The following is a 15,049-nucleotide window of genomic DNA, read 5'->3' as shown; positions in this document are numbered from 1 at the left end:
AACACGGCAGGCAATCCGCTCCAGCGGAAAGCCTGCCGTGTCCTTTAGTCACCTAAAAATGCCTTTTTCATTCGTTCAAATATCGATTGCTGCTGCTCATTTGTATTCTCTCCAACAACCTTTGAAAATTCGCGCAGCAGTTCCTTCTGTTCATCGTTCAAATTCGTCGGTGTAACGACAACGACCTTAACATGCTGATCTCCTTGTCCGTACCCGCGAAGGCGTGGAACCCCTTTGCCCTTCAGACGGAAATACGTATCCGTTTGGGTGCCTGCAGGGATTTTCAGCTTCACCTTCTCTGTCAAGGTTGGAATTTCAATCTCGTCTCCAAGCGCCGCCTGTGCAAAAGTCAACGGCACTTCACAGTAGATGTCGTCTCCCTCGCGCTCGAAAAAATCATGAGGCTTCACCCGAATAACGACATACAGATCTCCTGAAGGACCTCCGCGCGTTCCGGATTCGCCTTCGCCGGTTACACGGAGCTGAGCTCCATCGTCCACTCCGGCCGGGATGTTCAAATTGATTGTCCGCTGTTTTTTGACCTTCCCCGAGCCGTGGCAGGTACTGCACTTGTCCTTGATAATTTTGCCCTGGCCTTGGCAGGCCGAGCAGACGCGGCGGTTCACAATGCGGCCGAAAGCCGTGTTCTGCACGACCTCCTGCTGGCCGGAGCCATGGCAGACGCCGCACGTTTGCGGCTTGGTACCCGACTTCGCCCCGCTCCCTTCGCACGTCTCGCACGTCTCTGTCCGCGGAATATGAATATCGATTTTTTTGCCGAACACCGCTTCTTTAAACTCGATCGTCAATGTGTACTGAAGATCGTTCCCCCGCTGTGGCGCGTTCGGATTACGGCGCTGGCCGCCTCCCCCGAAGAACATGTCGAAGATATCGCCGAAGCCGCCGAAATCCTGACCACCGCCGCCACCCATACCCTGGTTCGGATCTACGTGGCCGAAGCGGTCGTACTGCGCTTTCTTTTGATCGTCGCTCAAAACATCGTAAGCTTCCTTCGCTTCCTTAAACTTGGATTCAGCGTCGGCTTCCTTATTGACGTCCGGGTGATATTGACGCGCCAGCTTGCGGTAAGCTTTTTTAAGGTCTTCCGGAGAAGCTTCCTTACCAACCCCGAGCACTTCATAGTAATCGCGTTTGCTCATCGTTCCACTCCCATTCCCGGGCGACAAACGGAAAGTCAAAGCCGGTCGTGCCGACTTTGACTCCCTGCGTGTCTAACGGGTTATTACTTCTTGTCGTCGACTACTTCATAGTCGGCATCTACTACGTTATCTTTACCTTTGGAAGCGCCCGGCGCTTCCTCTGCACCACCGGAAGCCTGAGCATCTTGAGACGCTTGCTCATACAGCTTCACGGACAGCTGCTGAACGATTTCCGTAAGCTCATCGCTGGCTGCTTTGATCTCCTCGAAGTTATCGCCTTCGAGAGCTTTTTTCAATTTTTCTTTTGCATCATTGGCTTTATCTATTTCGGCCTGATCGACCTTGTCGCCCAAATCCTTGATCGTCTTGTCAACGGAATAAACGAGCTGATCCGCTTGGTTGCGGACTTCCACAAGCTCTTTACGCTTACGGTCCTCTTCAGCGTGAGCCTCAGCGTCCTTCATCATGCGCTCTACTTCATCGTCGGACAAACCGCTGGAGGAAGTAATCGTGATTTTTTGGCTTTTGCCTGTGCCTTTATCGAGAGCAGACACGTTGACGATTCCGTTCGCGTCGATGTCAAAGGTAACTTCGATTTGCGGAATCCCGCGTGGCGCCGGTGGAATGTCTCCCAAGATGAAGCGGCCCAATGATTTATTGTCTGCAGCCATCGCACGCTCACCCTGAAGCACGTGAATTTCTACGCTTGGCTGGTTGTCGCCGTAGGTTGTAAACACTTGCGATTTCGTCGTCGGAATCGTCGTGTTGCGCTCGATCATCTTCGTGAACACACCGCCTGCGGTTTCAATACCGAGGGAAAGAGGCGTTACGTCGAGCAGGACAACGTCTTTAACATCCCCAGTCAATACACCCGCCTGAACAGCAGCACCCAGGGCAACGACTTCATCCGGATTCACGCCTTTGTGCGGCTCTTTACCAATCAAGCGTTTAACAGCTTCCTGTACAGCAGGAATCCGGGAAGAACCTCCGACAAGCACCACTTTATCGATTTGATTGGCCGAAAGTCCGGAATCGCTCAAAGCTTGGCGAGTTGGACTCATCGTTCTTTCCACCAAAGGAGCGGAAATCTCCTCGAATTTGGCACGGGTCAGGTTGACCTCCAAGTGCTGCGGTACGCCATCCACTACCGTAATAAACGGCAGGGAAATGGTTGTCGTTAATACGCCGGAGAGCTCTTTCTTCGCTTTTTCGGCCGCATCCTTCAAACGTTGAACCGCGGCTTTATCTTTACTCAGGTCGATACTGTGCTCTTTTTTGAACTCGGAAACGAGGTAATCAATAATAACTTGGTCAAAATCGTCGCCGCCCAGACGGTTATCCCCACTGGTAGCTTTAACTTCGAAGAAGCCATCGCCAAGCTCCAGAATGGATACGTCGAACGTACCGCCGCCAAGGTCATACACGAGAATTGTTTGATCCTCGGACTTTTCCAGACCATAAGCCAGAGCAGCCGCAGTCGGTTCGTTCACAATCCGAAGCACTTCAAGGCCCGCGATTTTACCGGCATCCTTCGTCGCTTGACGTTGGCTGTCGTTGAAATAGGCCGGAACCGTAATAACAGCTTGTGTTACAGTTTGACCGAGGTATGCTTCCGCATCAGCTTTCAGCTTCTGAAGAATCATAGCGGAAATTTCTTGCGGCGAATATTCTTTATCGTCGATTTTCTCTTTATGATTCGTACCCATGTGACGCTTGATGGACATGATCGTGCGGTCAGGGTTTGTGATCGCTTGTCGCTTTGCCGTTTCGCCTACGACACGCTCTCCATCCTTCTTAAAGCCAATAACCGAAGGGGTTGTACGGTTTCCTTCCGCATTAGGGATAACAACCGCTTCGCCGCCTTCCATAACGGCAACGCAAGAGTTTGTTGTCCCAAGGTCAATACCAATTACTTTACTCATGAGGATTAGCCTCCCTTAAATTCGTTTATTTCGTGTTCAATGATGTTATGATTTATGAACTCACTTTGACCATGGCAGGGCGAAGTACCTTATCCTTGAGGATGTAGCCCTTCTGAACCTCTTCCACCACAATGCCTTCCTCGTGCTCCTCCGAATCCACCTGCATGATCGCCTGATGGTATTCCGGATTAAAAGGCGTGCCCACCGTTTCCATAGGCTTCAAGCCTTCACTGGTCAGCACTCCGTCCAATTGACGGAAAATCATATCAATGCCCTTAGCCAGAGCGTCGTAATCTTTGTTGTCTTTGCTTGCGGTGAGCGCCCGTTCGAAATTATCCACTACCGGGAGCAGCTGCTCTATGAGTTTCAAGGAAGCGTACTTCGCGAATTCTTCCTTTTCCTTCATTGTGCGCCGTCTATAATTATCAAAATCGGCTTGAGTTCTTAAGAAACGCTCTTGATTTTCTTCCACTTGCTTCCTAAGCTCCTCAAGCTCCTGACTGACAGCATCTTGGGATTCGGAAGCAGTCGCTGCCTGCTCCTGCTCGTTACCGTCTCCGGCCTCGGCAGCATTCGCTTCGTTATTAGCTGCGGCTTCATATGTAGCGTTCGCCTCTTGCTCCGGCTGTTCGCCTGCCTTCTGGCGTCCGTCCGCTTGTTGTTGTTCCGTGTTCAATGTCTGTCACCTCCTTAACCGAATCAGGGACCATCCTCTATCGCTGCATAAGCGCGCAATGTAGGGGATGCGACCCTTTATTTCTATTATATATTGTAACCATTCCGTATCGGTGAACACAACCTTAATTCGGCGTTCACTCCTCGGAACGCGAATCCCGCATTTTAATGACGGTGTGAATGCGCAATACAGCGGACGCTACCTCTCCTGCCGCTTGAAGAGCATACAGCTTCACCTCGGCCGGATCGATCACTCCCTGCTCCAGCATATCCTTTACCATTCCAGAGTCACAGTCAATACCGAGACTGTCGCTGCCCGAAGCAATCTGCGCAGCTTTGGCTTCCTCCACCTTCTCGAGCGGATTATAGCCCGCATTCACGACGATTTGCGAAAGCGGCTTGCGCAGCGCCTGCACAACGGCTGCGATGCCGAAGCCTTCCATGCCCTGAACCGTCTCACGATACCGTTCGAGCTCATGCGCAACCGCCATCTCGGCAGCCCCACCGCCGGGTAAATACCCGCCGCGCAGCCCGGCCTGTACGCTGGAAGCCGCGTCTCGGGCGATGCGAAGCCTTTCGCCGACTATCTCGCTCGTGCTGGCGCCGACGACGATCGATACTTGCGCTCGGCCTTTGCCCTCGCCCATACGAACAATCTCGAGCCGTTCGTCGTAAGCCACGTGCCCGGCATAACCGAGATACCCCGCCAATTCATGGACAGGCTTGCGCAGCCCGCTGCGACGAAGCGGCCGGGCGCCAGTATATTCGGCGATGCGGCGAAGCTCCACCCGAGACAGGCGCTGCAGCACCATGATCCCGTGATCGGTGCAAAACTGCTCCGCTTCCGGATCGATCCCCCGCTCCGAGGCAATAAAGCCAACACGCAGCTCGACAAGCTTCCCGAGAAGCTCCCGGAACTGCTCCCGAAGCTGCATTTGCTTGTGGAACCCGGCATCCGTCGTCAAAGCCTCTTCATCAATGGCTTCCGGCTCGAACGCATCCTGGAGCAGCAGGATCTGAGCCGTATCTGGCGGAAACTCAAGCTGAGCATTGGCCGGCCGTTTCTGAATAAGCAGGCCGGGCCAAACTTCACCCGTCGCCTTGCCGTGGGATAAGACTACATCTGAAAAGCGGAAATGCTCCTCCCGCAGTTTCTGCAGCCCTAGCCGCTTCGCGCCTTCGATCACGAGTCCAGCCAAATCCGCATGCTCACGCCCCGCGATGAAGGCAATGCGATACAGCAAGGGATCGTCGAGCCCGTTGATGGGGCGCGAATGGTGAGCCAGCGAACGCAAAGCGAAAGCAATGCCCTCCTGCACCCCGCGCACGACCTTGGATACCGGTACGCCGCGCACGACCTGCGCAACGCCTTCAGCTACAAGCGCTCCCGCAAGCACTGTGGCGGTCGTAGTACCGTCGCCCACCTGCGCCTGTTGGGAACGAGCCACTTGGATCAGCAGCCTTGCCGCGGGATGGGTAACGTCCATCTTCTCCAGAATGGTGACGCCGTCGTTGGTAATGATGACTTCGCCATGAGCGCCTACCAACATTGTGTCAAGCCCTTTGGGCCCAAGCGTCCCCTCCACCGCCGAGCAGATCGCGCGGATAGCATTGGCGTTGTTTCTCAGCGTTGTATAGGCTTCCTCGCCATCCTGACTTCCGTTGTTCAACTGGTTCATTTATACCAGCGCTCCATATGCCCCGTCAAATCCTTGGACAAATGATCCAGCAGCTTCATCACTTTAGCATAGTCCATCCGTGTTGGACCTAGTATGCCGATCGTGCCCAACAGTTGACCGTCTATAGAATACGAAGCGGTAATCAAGCTGCAGTCATTGACGGCTTCGAGTTTATTCTCGCTTCCGATCCGTACCTGGATTCCTCCGCCTGCGTCCGCCGTTCCGGCAAATAACTGGACCAGTTTCGGTGTTTCAGCAAGCAGATCGAGAATACTCTTCACCTTGTCTACATCTTTGAATTCCGGTTGACTGAGCATGTTCGTCGTACCGCCTAAAAATACGCGTTCTTCTTCTCCGCCGCTCATCACGGTGTCGAGCATGATCAGAAGCTCCTCATAACCGGAAATAAAGCTGCTCATTTCCGACGCGATTTCCGTGTACAGCTTGGATTTAAAATGAAGCAGCGGCACGTTCTTCAGCCGCGCATTCAGAAGGTTGACGAACTTCTCGATCTCGCCCATCGGAATGCCTTCCGGAATCGTGACCGTCTTATTTTCTACCTGGCCGGTATTCGTTACAATGATGGCAACGGCCGTCCGTTCCGTCAGAGGGACAATCTGCAGATGCTTCAGTGTCGTGCCGGTCATCTCCGGGCCGAGCACAATAGACGTATAATTGGTCAGCTGAGACAAAATCATCGCAGCGTGCTGAATGGCCCGTTCCATCTCCTGCATTCTATCGGCAAAAAATCGCTTTAGCACATCTACTTCATGATGCGCGAGATTGTTATAAGTCATTAAATGATCGACATAATATCGGTAACCCTTATGAGAAGGAATCCTCCCGGCCGACGTATGCGGCTGCTCCAGGAAGCCCAAATCCTCCAGGTCGGACATTTCATTGCGGATGGTGGCAGGGCTGAATCCCACATTGCCGCGCTTGGATATGCTGCGGGAGCCGACCGGCTCTGCTGAACGAATATAATCATCTACGATGGCGCTCAAAATATGACGTTGACGTTCGGTTAGCACATTCATCCCACCTTTTCATTAGCACTCCATCCTATAGAGTGCTAAGCTAATACAAAAATAACAGACCCAAAGGGTCTGTGTCAAGTCGTCTCTAACCGTTTCAGAACGGCGATTTCGTCGCAACAGTGCTGCTTTTTGCAATGGATGCAGTCCTTCCATACCTTCTCGGGAAAGATCTCCTTATCCACAACGGCAAACCCGTTTTTTTGAAAGAATGCCACTTCGTATGTCAGCGCCATGACCTTCGGAATGCCCTGCTCTTTCGCTTCTCGGACCAGAAAGTCGACAAGCGCTTTGCCGATCCCCTGTCCCTTATAACCGCTCGTCACACCGAGGGAACGGATTTCCACCAGGTCTTGTCCAAGCCTTGTCAGAGAACCGCAGCCGACTAAATCCCCGTCGATCTCTGCCACGACGAACGTATCGATCTGCGAGGCGAGCATCTCCTTAGAGCGTGGAAGCATAATTCCTTGTTCGGCATAGCCTTGAATAATTACGTATAGCGTATCTATATCTTGTTCCGTCGCTTTTCTGCAGGTCACGGTCATTTTCATCGGGATCCCACCATTCGTCTAGTAAAAAATTGCTATGAGATAATATGAATAAATATACAACAAAACGTATAAAATATTCAACCTTTTTTTATCCCGACCGCTCCCAAAAATTCGCCGAACACTTCATTGCCGAGCCATATTCCGCGTGTGGACAGCCTATAGCCTTCCGGTGAGGCTTCGAGCAGTCCTTGTCCACAAAGCTTATCCAGTACTTGGCCGAACACATCCTCAAGCCTACTACCGAATTGTTCGGTAAAATCAGCCTTCCTAACGCCTCGAAGCAGCCGAAGCCCGACCATCATGAAATCTTCCATCGCTTCCTCTTCGCTTACCCTACTGGTTTCCAGCAGCGGACGTCCTTTTCGGGTCGCATCGATATACGGCTGTACCCCTTTGATATTAATGTGACGGTGTCCATGGACATAACCGTGGGCTCCAGCCCCAAGGCCGTAATAGCTTTGATTGCGCCAATACATCGAGTTATGACGACTCTCATGTCCTGGCTTGGCGAAATTGCTGATTTCATATTGACCGTAGCCCGCAGCCTTCAACCGCTCCATAATAAGCGAAAACATAGAGACTTCCTCATCTTCTGCAGGCAGTGGAAGCTCGCCCCGTTCATACAAGGAGTGAAACAACGTATTTTCTTCCACCTTCAGGCTGTAAATCGAATAATGGGGCAAATCCAGTTCCAAAGCCTCTCGAAGCGTATCTTCCATTATTGAGCGCGTCTGCTTCGGCAAACCGAACATCAGATCGATGGACATATTGGAAAATCCAATCGCCCGCGCGTTCTCCAGACTTCGATAAACGTCATCCGTGTTGTGAATCCGGCCGATGCGTTCCAATAGTTCGTTGTTGAACGACTGCACGCCGAAGCTGATCCGGTTGATCCCGCCTTCTTTCATCGCTTGGAGCTTATCCCGATCGGTCGTGCCGGGGTTCGCTTCCATCGTAAACTCCACCTGCGGCGACCAATTTGGAAAGTAAGTCCGCACCCGATGCAAAAAGCTCTCCATCTGCTCCGGAGTAAGCACGGTTGGCGTTCCTCCGCCAACAAATATCGTTTCGATCTCTCCCGGGGGCACGGCCTTCACCGTTTGCTCCATCTCCCGCTCCAGAGCATCCAAGTAGTCCATGACCGGCTGGCCCTTCAATATATACGAATTAAAGTCGCAGTAATGGCATTTGTTCGTGCAAAATGGGATATGAAGGTACACCGCTTTGGGCGTTTGTTTGTGCTGCAGCATTTTGAATCACCATCCCTCGAAAGGCAAAAGCAGGTGCCTGCTTGAAGCCGCAATAGCCTCTACCCGCACCTGCCTGCCTGTTACATAAATTAAAATGATCTAATCGTCGATCTTCAGGACCGCCATGAATGCTTCCTGCGGCACCTCTACACTGCCGACCTGTTTCATGCGCTTTTTCCCTTCCTTCTGCTTCTCCAGCAGCTTCCGTTTACGGGAAATGTCGCCTCCGTAGCATTTAGCAAGAACGTTTTTCCGCATGGCTTTGACCGTTTCGCGGGCGATGACCTTCTGTCCGATCGTCGCCTGAATAGGCACCTCGAACATTTGGCGGGGAATGATTTCCCTGAGCTTCTCGCAAATGATACGTCCGCGGTTGTAGGCGCGGTCGCGGTGGACGATGAAGGAAAAGGCGTCAACCTGCTCTCCGTTGAGCATGATGTCCATTTTGACCAGGTTGGAACGCTTATAGCCCGAAAGCTCATAGTCAAAGGACGCATAACCCTTGGTACTTGATTTTAATTGATCAAAGAAGTCGTAAACAATCTCCGACAGCGGCATGTCGTAGGTCAACGTGACCCGCGTCGTATCAAGATACTCCATATTGATATATTCGCCGCGCTTGAATTGGCAAAGCTCCATGATGGCCCCGACATAGTCATTAGGGACGATGACCGAAGCTTTAACGAACGGCTCTTCAACAAAATCGATTTTCCCGATTTCAGGGAACAGCGAAGGATTCTCAATGTTCAGCACAGTGCCGTCCGTCTGTGTTACGCGGAACACCACGCTTGGCGCCGTCGTAATGAGAGGGATGTCAAATTCCCGCTCGATCCGCTCCTGAATGATCTCCATGTGGAGAAGCCCCAGGAAGCCGCAGCGGAAACCGAATCCGAGTGCTGTCGACGTCTCAGGCTCGAAGCTGAGCGAGGCATCGTTGAGCTGCAGCTTCTCGAGCGCTTCGCGCAGATCGTTGTAGTCGTTCGTTTCAATCGGGTACAGACCGCAGAATACCATCGGGTTGATTTTGCGGTAACCCGGGAGCGGTTCCGGCGTCGGGTTCTTAGCATCCGTGACCGTATCCCCGACACGGGTGTCGCCGACGTTCTTAATCCCTGCAACGATGAAGCCAACATCGCCGACTTCCAGCGATTCGACTGTCCCCATCCGCGGTTTGAACGCCCCTACCTCGATGACTTCGAACGTTTTTTCCGTCGCCATAAACTTGATTTTGGAGCCCGAACGGATGGACCCGTCAATAACCCGGACGTAAACGATAATCCCTTTGTACGGATCGTAGTGTGAGTCGAAAATGAGCGCCTTCAGCGGCTGATCCGGATCTCCCGTCGGAGCCGGCACCTTTTGGACCACCTGCTCGAGAATTTCTTTAATCCCTATACCGGCCTTCGCCGATGCGAGCACCGCTTCGCTGGCATCGAGTCCAATGACGTCTTCGACCTCCTGCTTTACCCTCTCGGGGTCCGCACTTGGTAAATCAATCTTGTTAATAACCGGCAAAATCTCCAAATTATTGTCCAATGCCAGATATACGTTAGCCAGCGTCTGCGCTTCAATACCCTGTGCTGCATCGACGACGAGCAGCGCGCCTTCACAAGCCGCAAGGCTGCGCGACACCTCATACGTAAAGTCGACGTGCCCCGGGGTGTCAATCAGGTTCAATATATATTCTTCGCCGTCATCGGCACGGTAGCTGAGCCTTACGGCCTGCAGCTTGATTGTGATCCCCCGCTCCCGTTCCAAATCCATCTGGTCAAGTACCTGTTCCTGCATTTCACGCGACGACAGCGCGCCGGTGAACTCGAGAATACGGTCAGCCAGCGTCGATTTTCCATGGTCGATATGGGCGATAATGCTAAAATTTCTGATTTTCTTCTGTCTGGCTCGGATATCCATCGGCAGCTAAACCTCACTAACCTGCAAATTTACAATACTTCTCATTATAGCAGTTGTGAAGGAATGCTTCAATGGAGGGCGGATTGTCATTTCAACAAAGCTTCAATTAGAGAGACGAAAGCGCGTATGCCGTGATGAGCCGCAATCTGCAGCAGTTCCCCTGCCTTGTTGCCCATGCGGTTGATCCCCGTGTCGGACGTCGGCTCTGCGGACGGCGCTGCTTCCGGTTTCACCGCCGGGGCCAACTTGACCGCAGGCCCTGCGCCGCTTGCCGCGGCCGGCTTGCCAACCGCCGGTGCAGCGCTGTAAGCGCGTGACGCAGACGCCGGGTCCGCCTGCGCTTTCACTAGCGGTCCGTGGATCCGTTCGGTCCCCTGCGTAGCAAGCGACACGCCGAAAAATATGCAGAACGCCATGGCAAGCCCCAAGGAGCTATACTTCACGAATGCGTTTCCTCTCACGCGCTTTCCTCTCCCTTTCCATCAAATAAGGTGAAACCCCTGATCGTTTGCTTAGCTTTGCTTTTTCTCCTCTGCCGGAGTCGGAGTCGGTGCTGCATCCACCTTCTCCGCATTCAGGATGACTTGAGAGATTGCCGCAGCAAGCGCATCCGCGGTGCGATAGCACTCCTCCAGCGTATTGTCGACCCCGCCGATTTCAATCAGAACGTTGTTCGGGGAAAAGTTCTGGTTGTACACTCCGTTGCCTTCTCCGGACTTGGCGTGAATGCCTTTGGAGATACCGGGATATTTTTCTTCGAGCACCTTATCGATCTGTTCGGCGAACTCGTAGTTTTGATTCCATTTCGGATTTTTCCCGCCGATGATAAAGTAAACCTGCGCATACGTTTGTCCATTAATGGTGGCCGTCGTTTTGTCACGCCGCTGAGAATCCCGATGAAGATCAAAATAGTATTTCAAGTCAGGATGTCCGGTCGAGGCTTCTTGCAGCGTTTTGAGAGAATATCTATAAGAATAATAGTAATTGAAGCTTTGCTCGATCGCCGGATAGTTTTTGTCGGAGTGCACGGCCCCTATCCCTTCCTTCTCCAGCTTTTCCGCTAGCCTGCGACCTACGAGCGTCACATTTTTCTTAGGATCATACGCCTTGTCCGGATCCTTCACTCCAGGAAGCTCCGGCAAATAAGACTCCTGATTGTGCGATTGATAGATGAAGGCGACATTTTTGCCTGCAGTCCTCGGGGGCTGCGCTGTCGGCAGCGGATATTCGGGGCCTTGAACCGGGCCTGCTGCCGCGGCTCCCGGATTCGCCGTAATGGAGCCTGCCTCTCCCAAATCCTCCCTTTCGAACACCCCAGACTTCGGCCCGTAATCCACCGGCGAATCCACCGTTCCCCCGCCTCTGCTCAGCAAAACAGCTCGATTCTGGCCCAAGCCCGGAACCTCACGGGCGATCAACGACTTCGGATCGTGGGGATTCAGATCGGTCACAAGCGAGAACAAAAAGCTCGATACATTCGATTGAGAGAACGTGTGCGTCTTTCCGTCCGACGGCAGATGGGGAATCTCCATTCCCATCATATCCGTAAAAAACTGGCTCGATACCGAGGCGGCCAGTCCCTTCATAGAAGAAGACGGCTCCGCATTCTGCATCTGGGAATGCACATATCCGAGCAGCCCCAGCGCTATAAAAAACAACAGGCATCCCGTCATTAGAATCATATAGGTCCGGGCATACACTCCAATGGAATCTTTCGCTTTTCGAAGCTTGCTCAAGCTCACTGTAACCGCCGGCCATTTCATTGCCATTCCTCCTTCTACTGCTTCCGGTTCTGTATGTGCTAAGCGTCCATTCTACATCCGCCAGCACATTCGACTCCTCGACTGACTACTATACAACTCTATGAGGATGAGCAAATCGATAGAACCAAAAAATTAATAGACCGAAATAGAAGAAGAGGCATATGGACATCCGTTCAACTCAAAAAAAGTGTCTGACCGGCTTTGACAAGCCAATCAGACACTTTACACCCTGGGTTAATGCGTATATGCCGCCACATTGTCCACATCTACCGCTTCGTGTAAAGCTGCGTTCAGGCCGCTGGCGATGATGTTCGCAATGTCTTCGATGAATTGGTCGATCTCTTTGGGCGTGACTAGCAAATCGTGTCCGAGCGGATTAAGCACTTCCTTGACGAGCTGCAGCCGCTCCTGCTCCTGCATGTTGTCCAGCAGCCCAAGGATTTGCCCGGTATTGGCAGTTTGCTGGCGGAAATGATGATGCATCATATCAAATGCATTGTTCACGATCGTAGAGGCGTAAACGACGGTAGGCACGCCGATAGCGATACACGGAACCCCTAACGTATCAAGCGTCAGCCCCTTGCGTTTATTTCCGATCCCCGAGCCCGGATGAATTCCCGTGTCGGCAATTTGAATCGTCGTATTCACCCGTTCGAGCGAGCGTGAGGCTAGAGCATCAATGGCAATAACCAGGTCGGGCTTCGACCGGTCGACGATTCCCTGCACAATCTCGCTCGTCTCGATCCCCGTCGTCCCCAGAACCCCAGGCGCTACCGCACTGACGGGACGATAACCGGGGCTTACCTGATCGGGCATCAGTTCAAAATAATGTCTGGTCACCATCACGTTCTCGACAACCATCGGCCCCAAAGCGTCGGGCGTCACATTCCAATTGCCAAGCCCGATAATGAGCACTTTGGCGTTTGGGGCAATGTTAAGCTTTTTCATAAACTTCTCGAATTCCTGAGCCAATACGGTGGCAACCCTGTCCTGAAGGTCGCTGTCTTTTTGGCGAAGCGCCGGGACTTCAATCGTAATATAATGACCCGGCAGCTTCCCGAGAGCCTGTGATCCTTCTCGTGAGGTAATATCGATCATACTGACAAGGATGCCTTCCTGCTCAAAATTCGACGTATGTACGCCCGGTATGGACGAACCTGCGGAAGAAGCCATTTCACGTGCTTCCAGCGCCAGGTCTGTCCGGACGGAATATGCGCTTAAGTCCAGATCCATGAACTCGTCCCCTTTCCTATTGTACTCATGGTATATAGTGTGAAAAAGCTGTATACGTTATGCAAAAGTTTTACAGACGCTCTCCTGCGTTTCTATTGCATTTTGAAATGCCTCATGTTAGAATATCAAGAGTTGTCTACGATGATGATTTTTACATTTGTTTTTTGCAAGTTGTAGTAGGAGGTGAACGTCATGCCAAACATTAAATCCGCGATTAAACGTGTGAAAGTGAGCGAAAAGCGCCGTCTGCGCAATGCCTCTCATAAATCCGCGCTTCGCACTGCTGTAAAATCTTTCGAAACAGCTGCAGCAAGCAGCAACGTGGAAACAGCTAAAGCTGCCCTGATCGCTGCCAGCCAGAAGCTGGACAAAGCAGCGACCAAAGGATTGATCCATAAAAATGCCGCTGCCCGCAAAAAGTCCCGCTTAGCGAAAAAGCTTAATGCTCTTTCCGCGCAGGCTTAAGATCAAGAGCGACGAAAAAAGACCATGTATCCGTAAAGGATACATGGTCTTTTTAATTTTGCCATGAAAAATTCGCAGGATTCCTCCGAATCCCGCGAGATTAAGAAGCCAGCTTCAGCAAAAACATCTCCAGCCCCAACACCTTATCGATTTTACCGGTTTTCATCCGGTAGTCCAGATCCCCAAGCTGCTGCAAAATATGGGCAAGTCGTTTCAGTTCGAACTTCCCCGCTTGACCTGCCGCGATTTTGACCCCGTACGGATGCAGGCCAATTTGGCCGGCAATCTGCTGCTGGGAATAACCCTGCAGCATCAGATCCTTCACTTGTAACATGATCCGGAACTGCCGTGCGATCAGCATGACGATCTTGATCGGCTCTTCCTTGCGCCGCAAGAGCTCACTGAGCAAGGTGAACGCTTGCTCTAGTTCCACTTGTACAATATGCTCGATGAGTTGAAAAATGTTTTGTTCGATGCTTCTCGTCACAAGCTGCTCGAGATCCGCGGAGGTGATGGTTCCACCCCGTCCGATATAAAGAGCGCATTTCTCCACCTCTTTGGCCAAAGCCTGCAGGCCCGTTCCCGTGTATAGTATGAGCTTCTCCGCTGCGCCGGGGGCAAAGCCGATCCCTGCTTTGTCCGCTTCCTGATTCACCCAATGCGTCAATTCGTCCGCCGAGAGCATGGTACAAGGAATCAGAGCGTTCGCATCCTTCAGCGCTTTGACGATTTTTTTGCGTTCATCCAGCTTATCCGCATCCACAGTAAAGACAATGATGCTAAAATCGACCGGCGTCTTCATGTAATCCGTCAGCCGGTCCAGCCTGTGCTCGACCTTGCCGCTATCTTTGGCCCCTGTCAAAAAAAGCGCGTTCGAAGCCACAACCAGCTTGCTGGGGACCATAAAAGGAAGTGTCTCAGCCTCCTCAATAACGGCTTCCACCGGTGTCTCCGTCATATCGTAACGGGTTACGGCAAACGCTTTATGCTCCGGCAGCGCCAGCTTGTCCGTCAAGCGGTTAATCAACTCTCGGATCAAATAGCTCTCCGTGCCGTAGCAAACATAAACCGGTGCATATTGTTTCTTGTCTATTTGTTTGACAGCTGTTTTATAATCCATCGCCCGAAAGCCACCTTCCCCGTTCTAAGCGTTCCTACTTCGTCCGCATATCCTTCCGATACGCTATATGATATCAACAACAAAGGGATTACGTCAAAACCGGTAAGGTTTGACCTAATCCCTCTGTCCGAAACCCATCTATATAAACACCGCCGATAGGCTCTAGAAACCATAAAGCGGCCGGTGGTCATACGACGTGAATCGATAGTACTTAAATGCTGGATACCCTAATATACGCTGAGCCCCTGTGAAGTGTGCAAAGCTAATAAATAATTATGATCTCCCC

At 52.1% G+C, this 15,049-nt stretch carries 13 protein-coding genes; 1 reads left to right on the top strand and 12 read right to left on the bottom strand.

All coding sequences use genetic code 11. The features are described 5' to 3' along the window. Positions 1–44: 44 nt before the first annotated feature. From dnaJ to gpr, 11 genes are all read right to left on the bottom strand, one after another. Positions 45–1,160 (bottom strand): molecular chaperone DnaJ, encoded by a 1,116-nt coding sequence (gene dnaJ, locus JOE45_RS00780; protein WP_210022000.1) that lies wholly within the window; start codon positions 1,158–1,160, stop codon positions 45–47. A gap of 83 nt (positions 1,161–1,243) precedes the next feature. Beyond that, positions 1,244–3,082, bottom strand: a complete 1,839-nt coding sequence (gene dnaK, locus JOE45_RS00775) for a molecular chaperone DnaK (protein WP_210022001.1) — start codon at positions 3,080–3,082, stop codon at positions 1,244–1,246. Between the two features lie 52 nt (positions 3,083–3,134). Next, complete coding sequence (gene grpE / locus JOE45_RS00770) at positions 3,135–3,758, bottom strand: nucleotide exchange factor GrpE (RefSeq protein ID WP_210022002.1); 624 nt, start codon at positions 3,756–3,758, stop codon at positions 3,135–3,137. Positions 3,759–3,894: 136 nt separating this feature from the next. Beyond that, positions 3,895–5,436: a TCP-1/cpn60 chaperonin family protein gene (locus JOE45_RS00765; protein WP_210022003.1), complete on the bottom strand. Its 1,542-nt coding sequence runs from the start codon at positions 5,434–5,436 to the stop codon at positions 3,895–3,897. Then, on the bottom strand, positions 5,433–6,467 hold the full coding sequence (hrcA, locus tag JOE45_RS00760; RefSeq protein WP_210022004.1) for a heat-inducible transcriptional repressor HrcA: 1,035 nt from the start codon (positions 6,465–6,467) through the stop codon (positions 5,433–5,435). Before hrcA ends, JOE45_RS00765 begins: the two co-directional genes overlap by 4 nt. An 80-nt stretch (positions 6,468–6,547) precedes the next feature. Further along, positions 6,548–7,015, bottom strand: a complete 468-nt coding sequence (locus JOE45_RS00755) for an N-acetyltransferase (protein WP_210023481.1) — start codon at positions 7,013–7,015, stop codon at positions 6,548–6,550. Between the two features lie 83 nt (positions 7,016–7,098). Continuing rightward, the gene (gene hemW, locus JOE45_RS00750) at positions 7,099–8,271 is read right to left on the bottom strand and encodes a radical SAM family heme chaperone HemW (protein WP_210022005.1); all 1,173 of its coding nucleotides are present in this window, start codon (positions 8,269–8,271) and stop codon (positions 7,099–7,101) included. A gap of 99 nt (positions 8,272–8,370) precedes the next feature. Next, positions 8,371–10,182, bottom strand: coding sequence for a translation elongation factor 4 (gene lepA, locus JOE45_RS00745; protein WP_280874457.1), 1,812 nt, complete (start codon positions 10,180–10,182; stop codon positions 8,371–8,373). Between the two features lie 86 nt (positions 10,183–10,268). After that, positions 10,269–10,643, bottom strand: a complete 375-nt coding sequence (locus JOE45_RS00740; protein WP_210022006.1) for a hypothetical protein — start codon at positions 10,641–10,643, stop codon at positions 10,269–10,271. Positions 10,644–10,694: 51 nt separating this feature from the next. Then, on the bottom strand, positions 10,695–11,945 hold the full coding sequence (spoIIP, locus tag JOE45_RS00735) for a stage II sporulation protein P (RefSeq protein WP_210022007.1): 1,251 nt from the start codon (positions 11,943–11,945) through the stop codon (positions 10,695–10,697). 234 nt (positions 11,946–12,179) lie between these two features. Then, the gene (gene gpr, locus JOE45_RS00730) at positions 12,180–13,178 is read right to left on the bottom strand and encodes a GPR endopeptidase (RefSeq protein ID WP_210022008.1); all 999 of its coding nucleotides are present in this window, start codon (positions 13,176–13,178) and stop codon (positions 12,180–12,182) included. Between the two features lie 192 nt (positions 13,179–13,370). On the opposite strand from gpr, the gene rpsT reads away from it, so the two are divergent. Beyond that, positions 13,371–13,643, top strand: a complete 273-nt coding sequence (rpsT, locus tag JOE45_RS00725; protein WP_210022009.1) for a 30S ribosomal protein S20 — start codon at positions 13,371–13,373, stop codon at positions 13,641–13,643. Between the two features lie 100 nt (positions 13,644–13,743). Here the strand turns inward: rpsT and holA are convergent, their stop codons facing one another. Then, complete coding sequence (gene holA, locus JOE45_RS00720) at positions 13,744–14,763, bottom strand: DNA polymerase III subunit delta (protein ID WP_210022010.1); 1,020 nt, start codon at positions 14,761–14,763, stop codon at positions 13,744–13,746. Positions 14,764–15,049 lie beyond the last annotated feature (286 nt).

Source organism: Paenibacillus sp. PvR098 (genome assembly GCF_017833255.1).
GTDB lineage: Bacteria > Bacillota > Bacilli > Paenibacillales > NBRC-103111 > Paenibacillus_G.
Note: the sequence above shows the minus strand (reverse complement) of the source record. Positions and strands in the feature narration are given on the sequence as shown.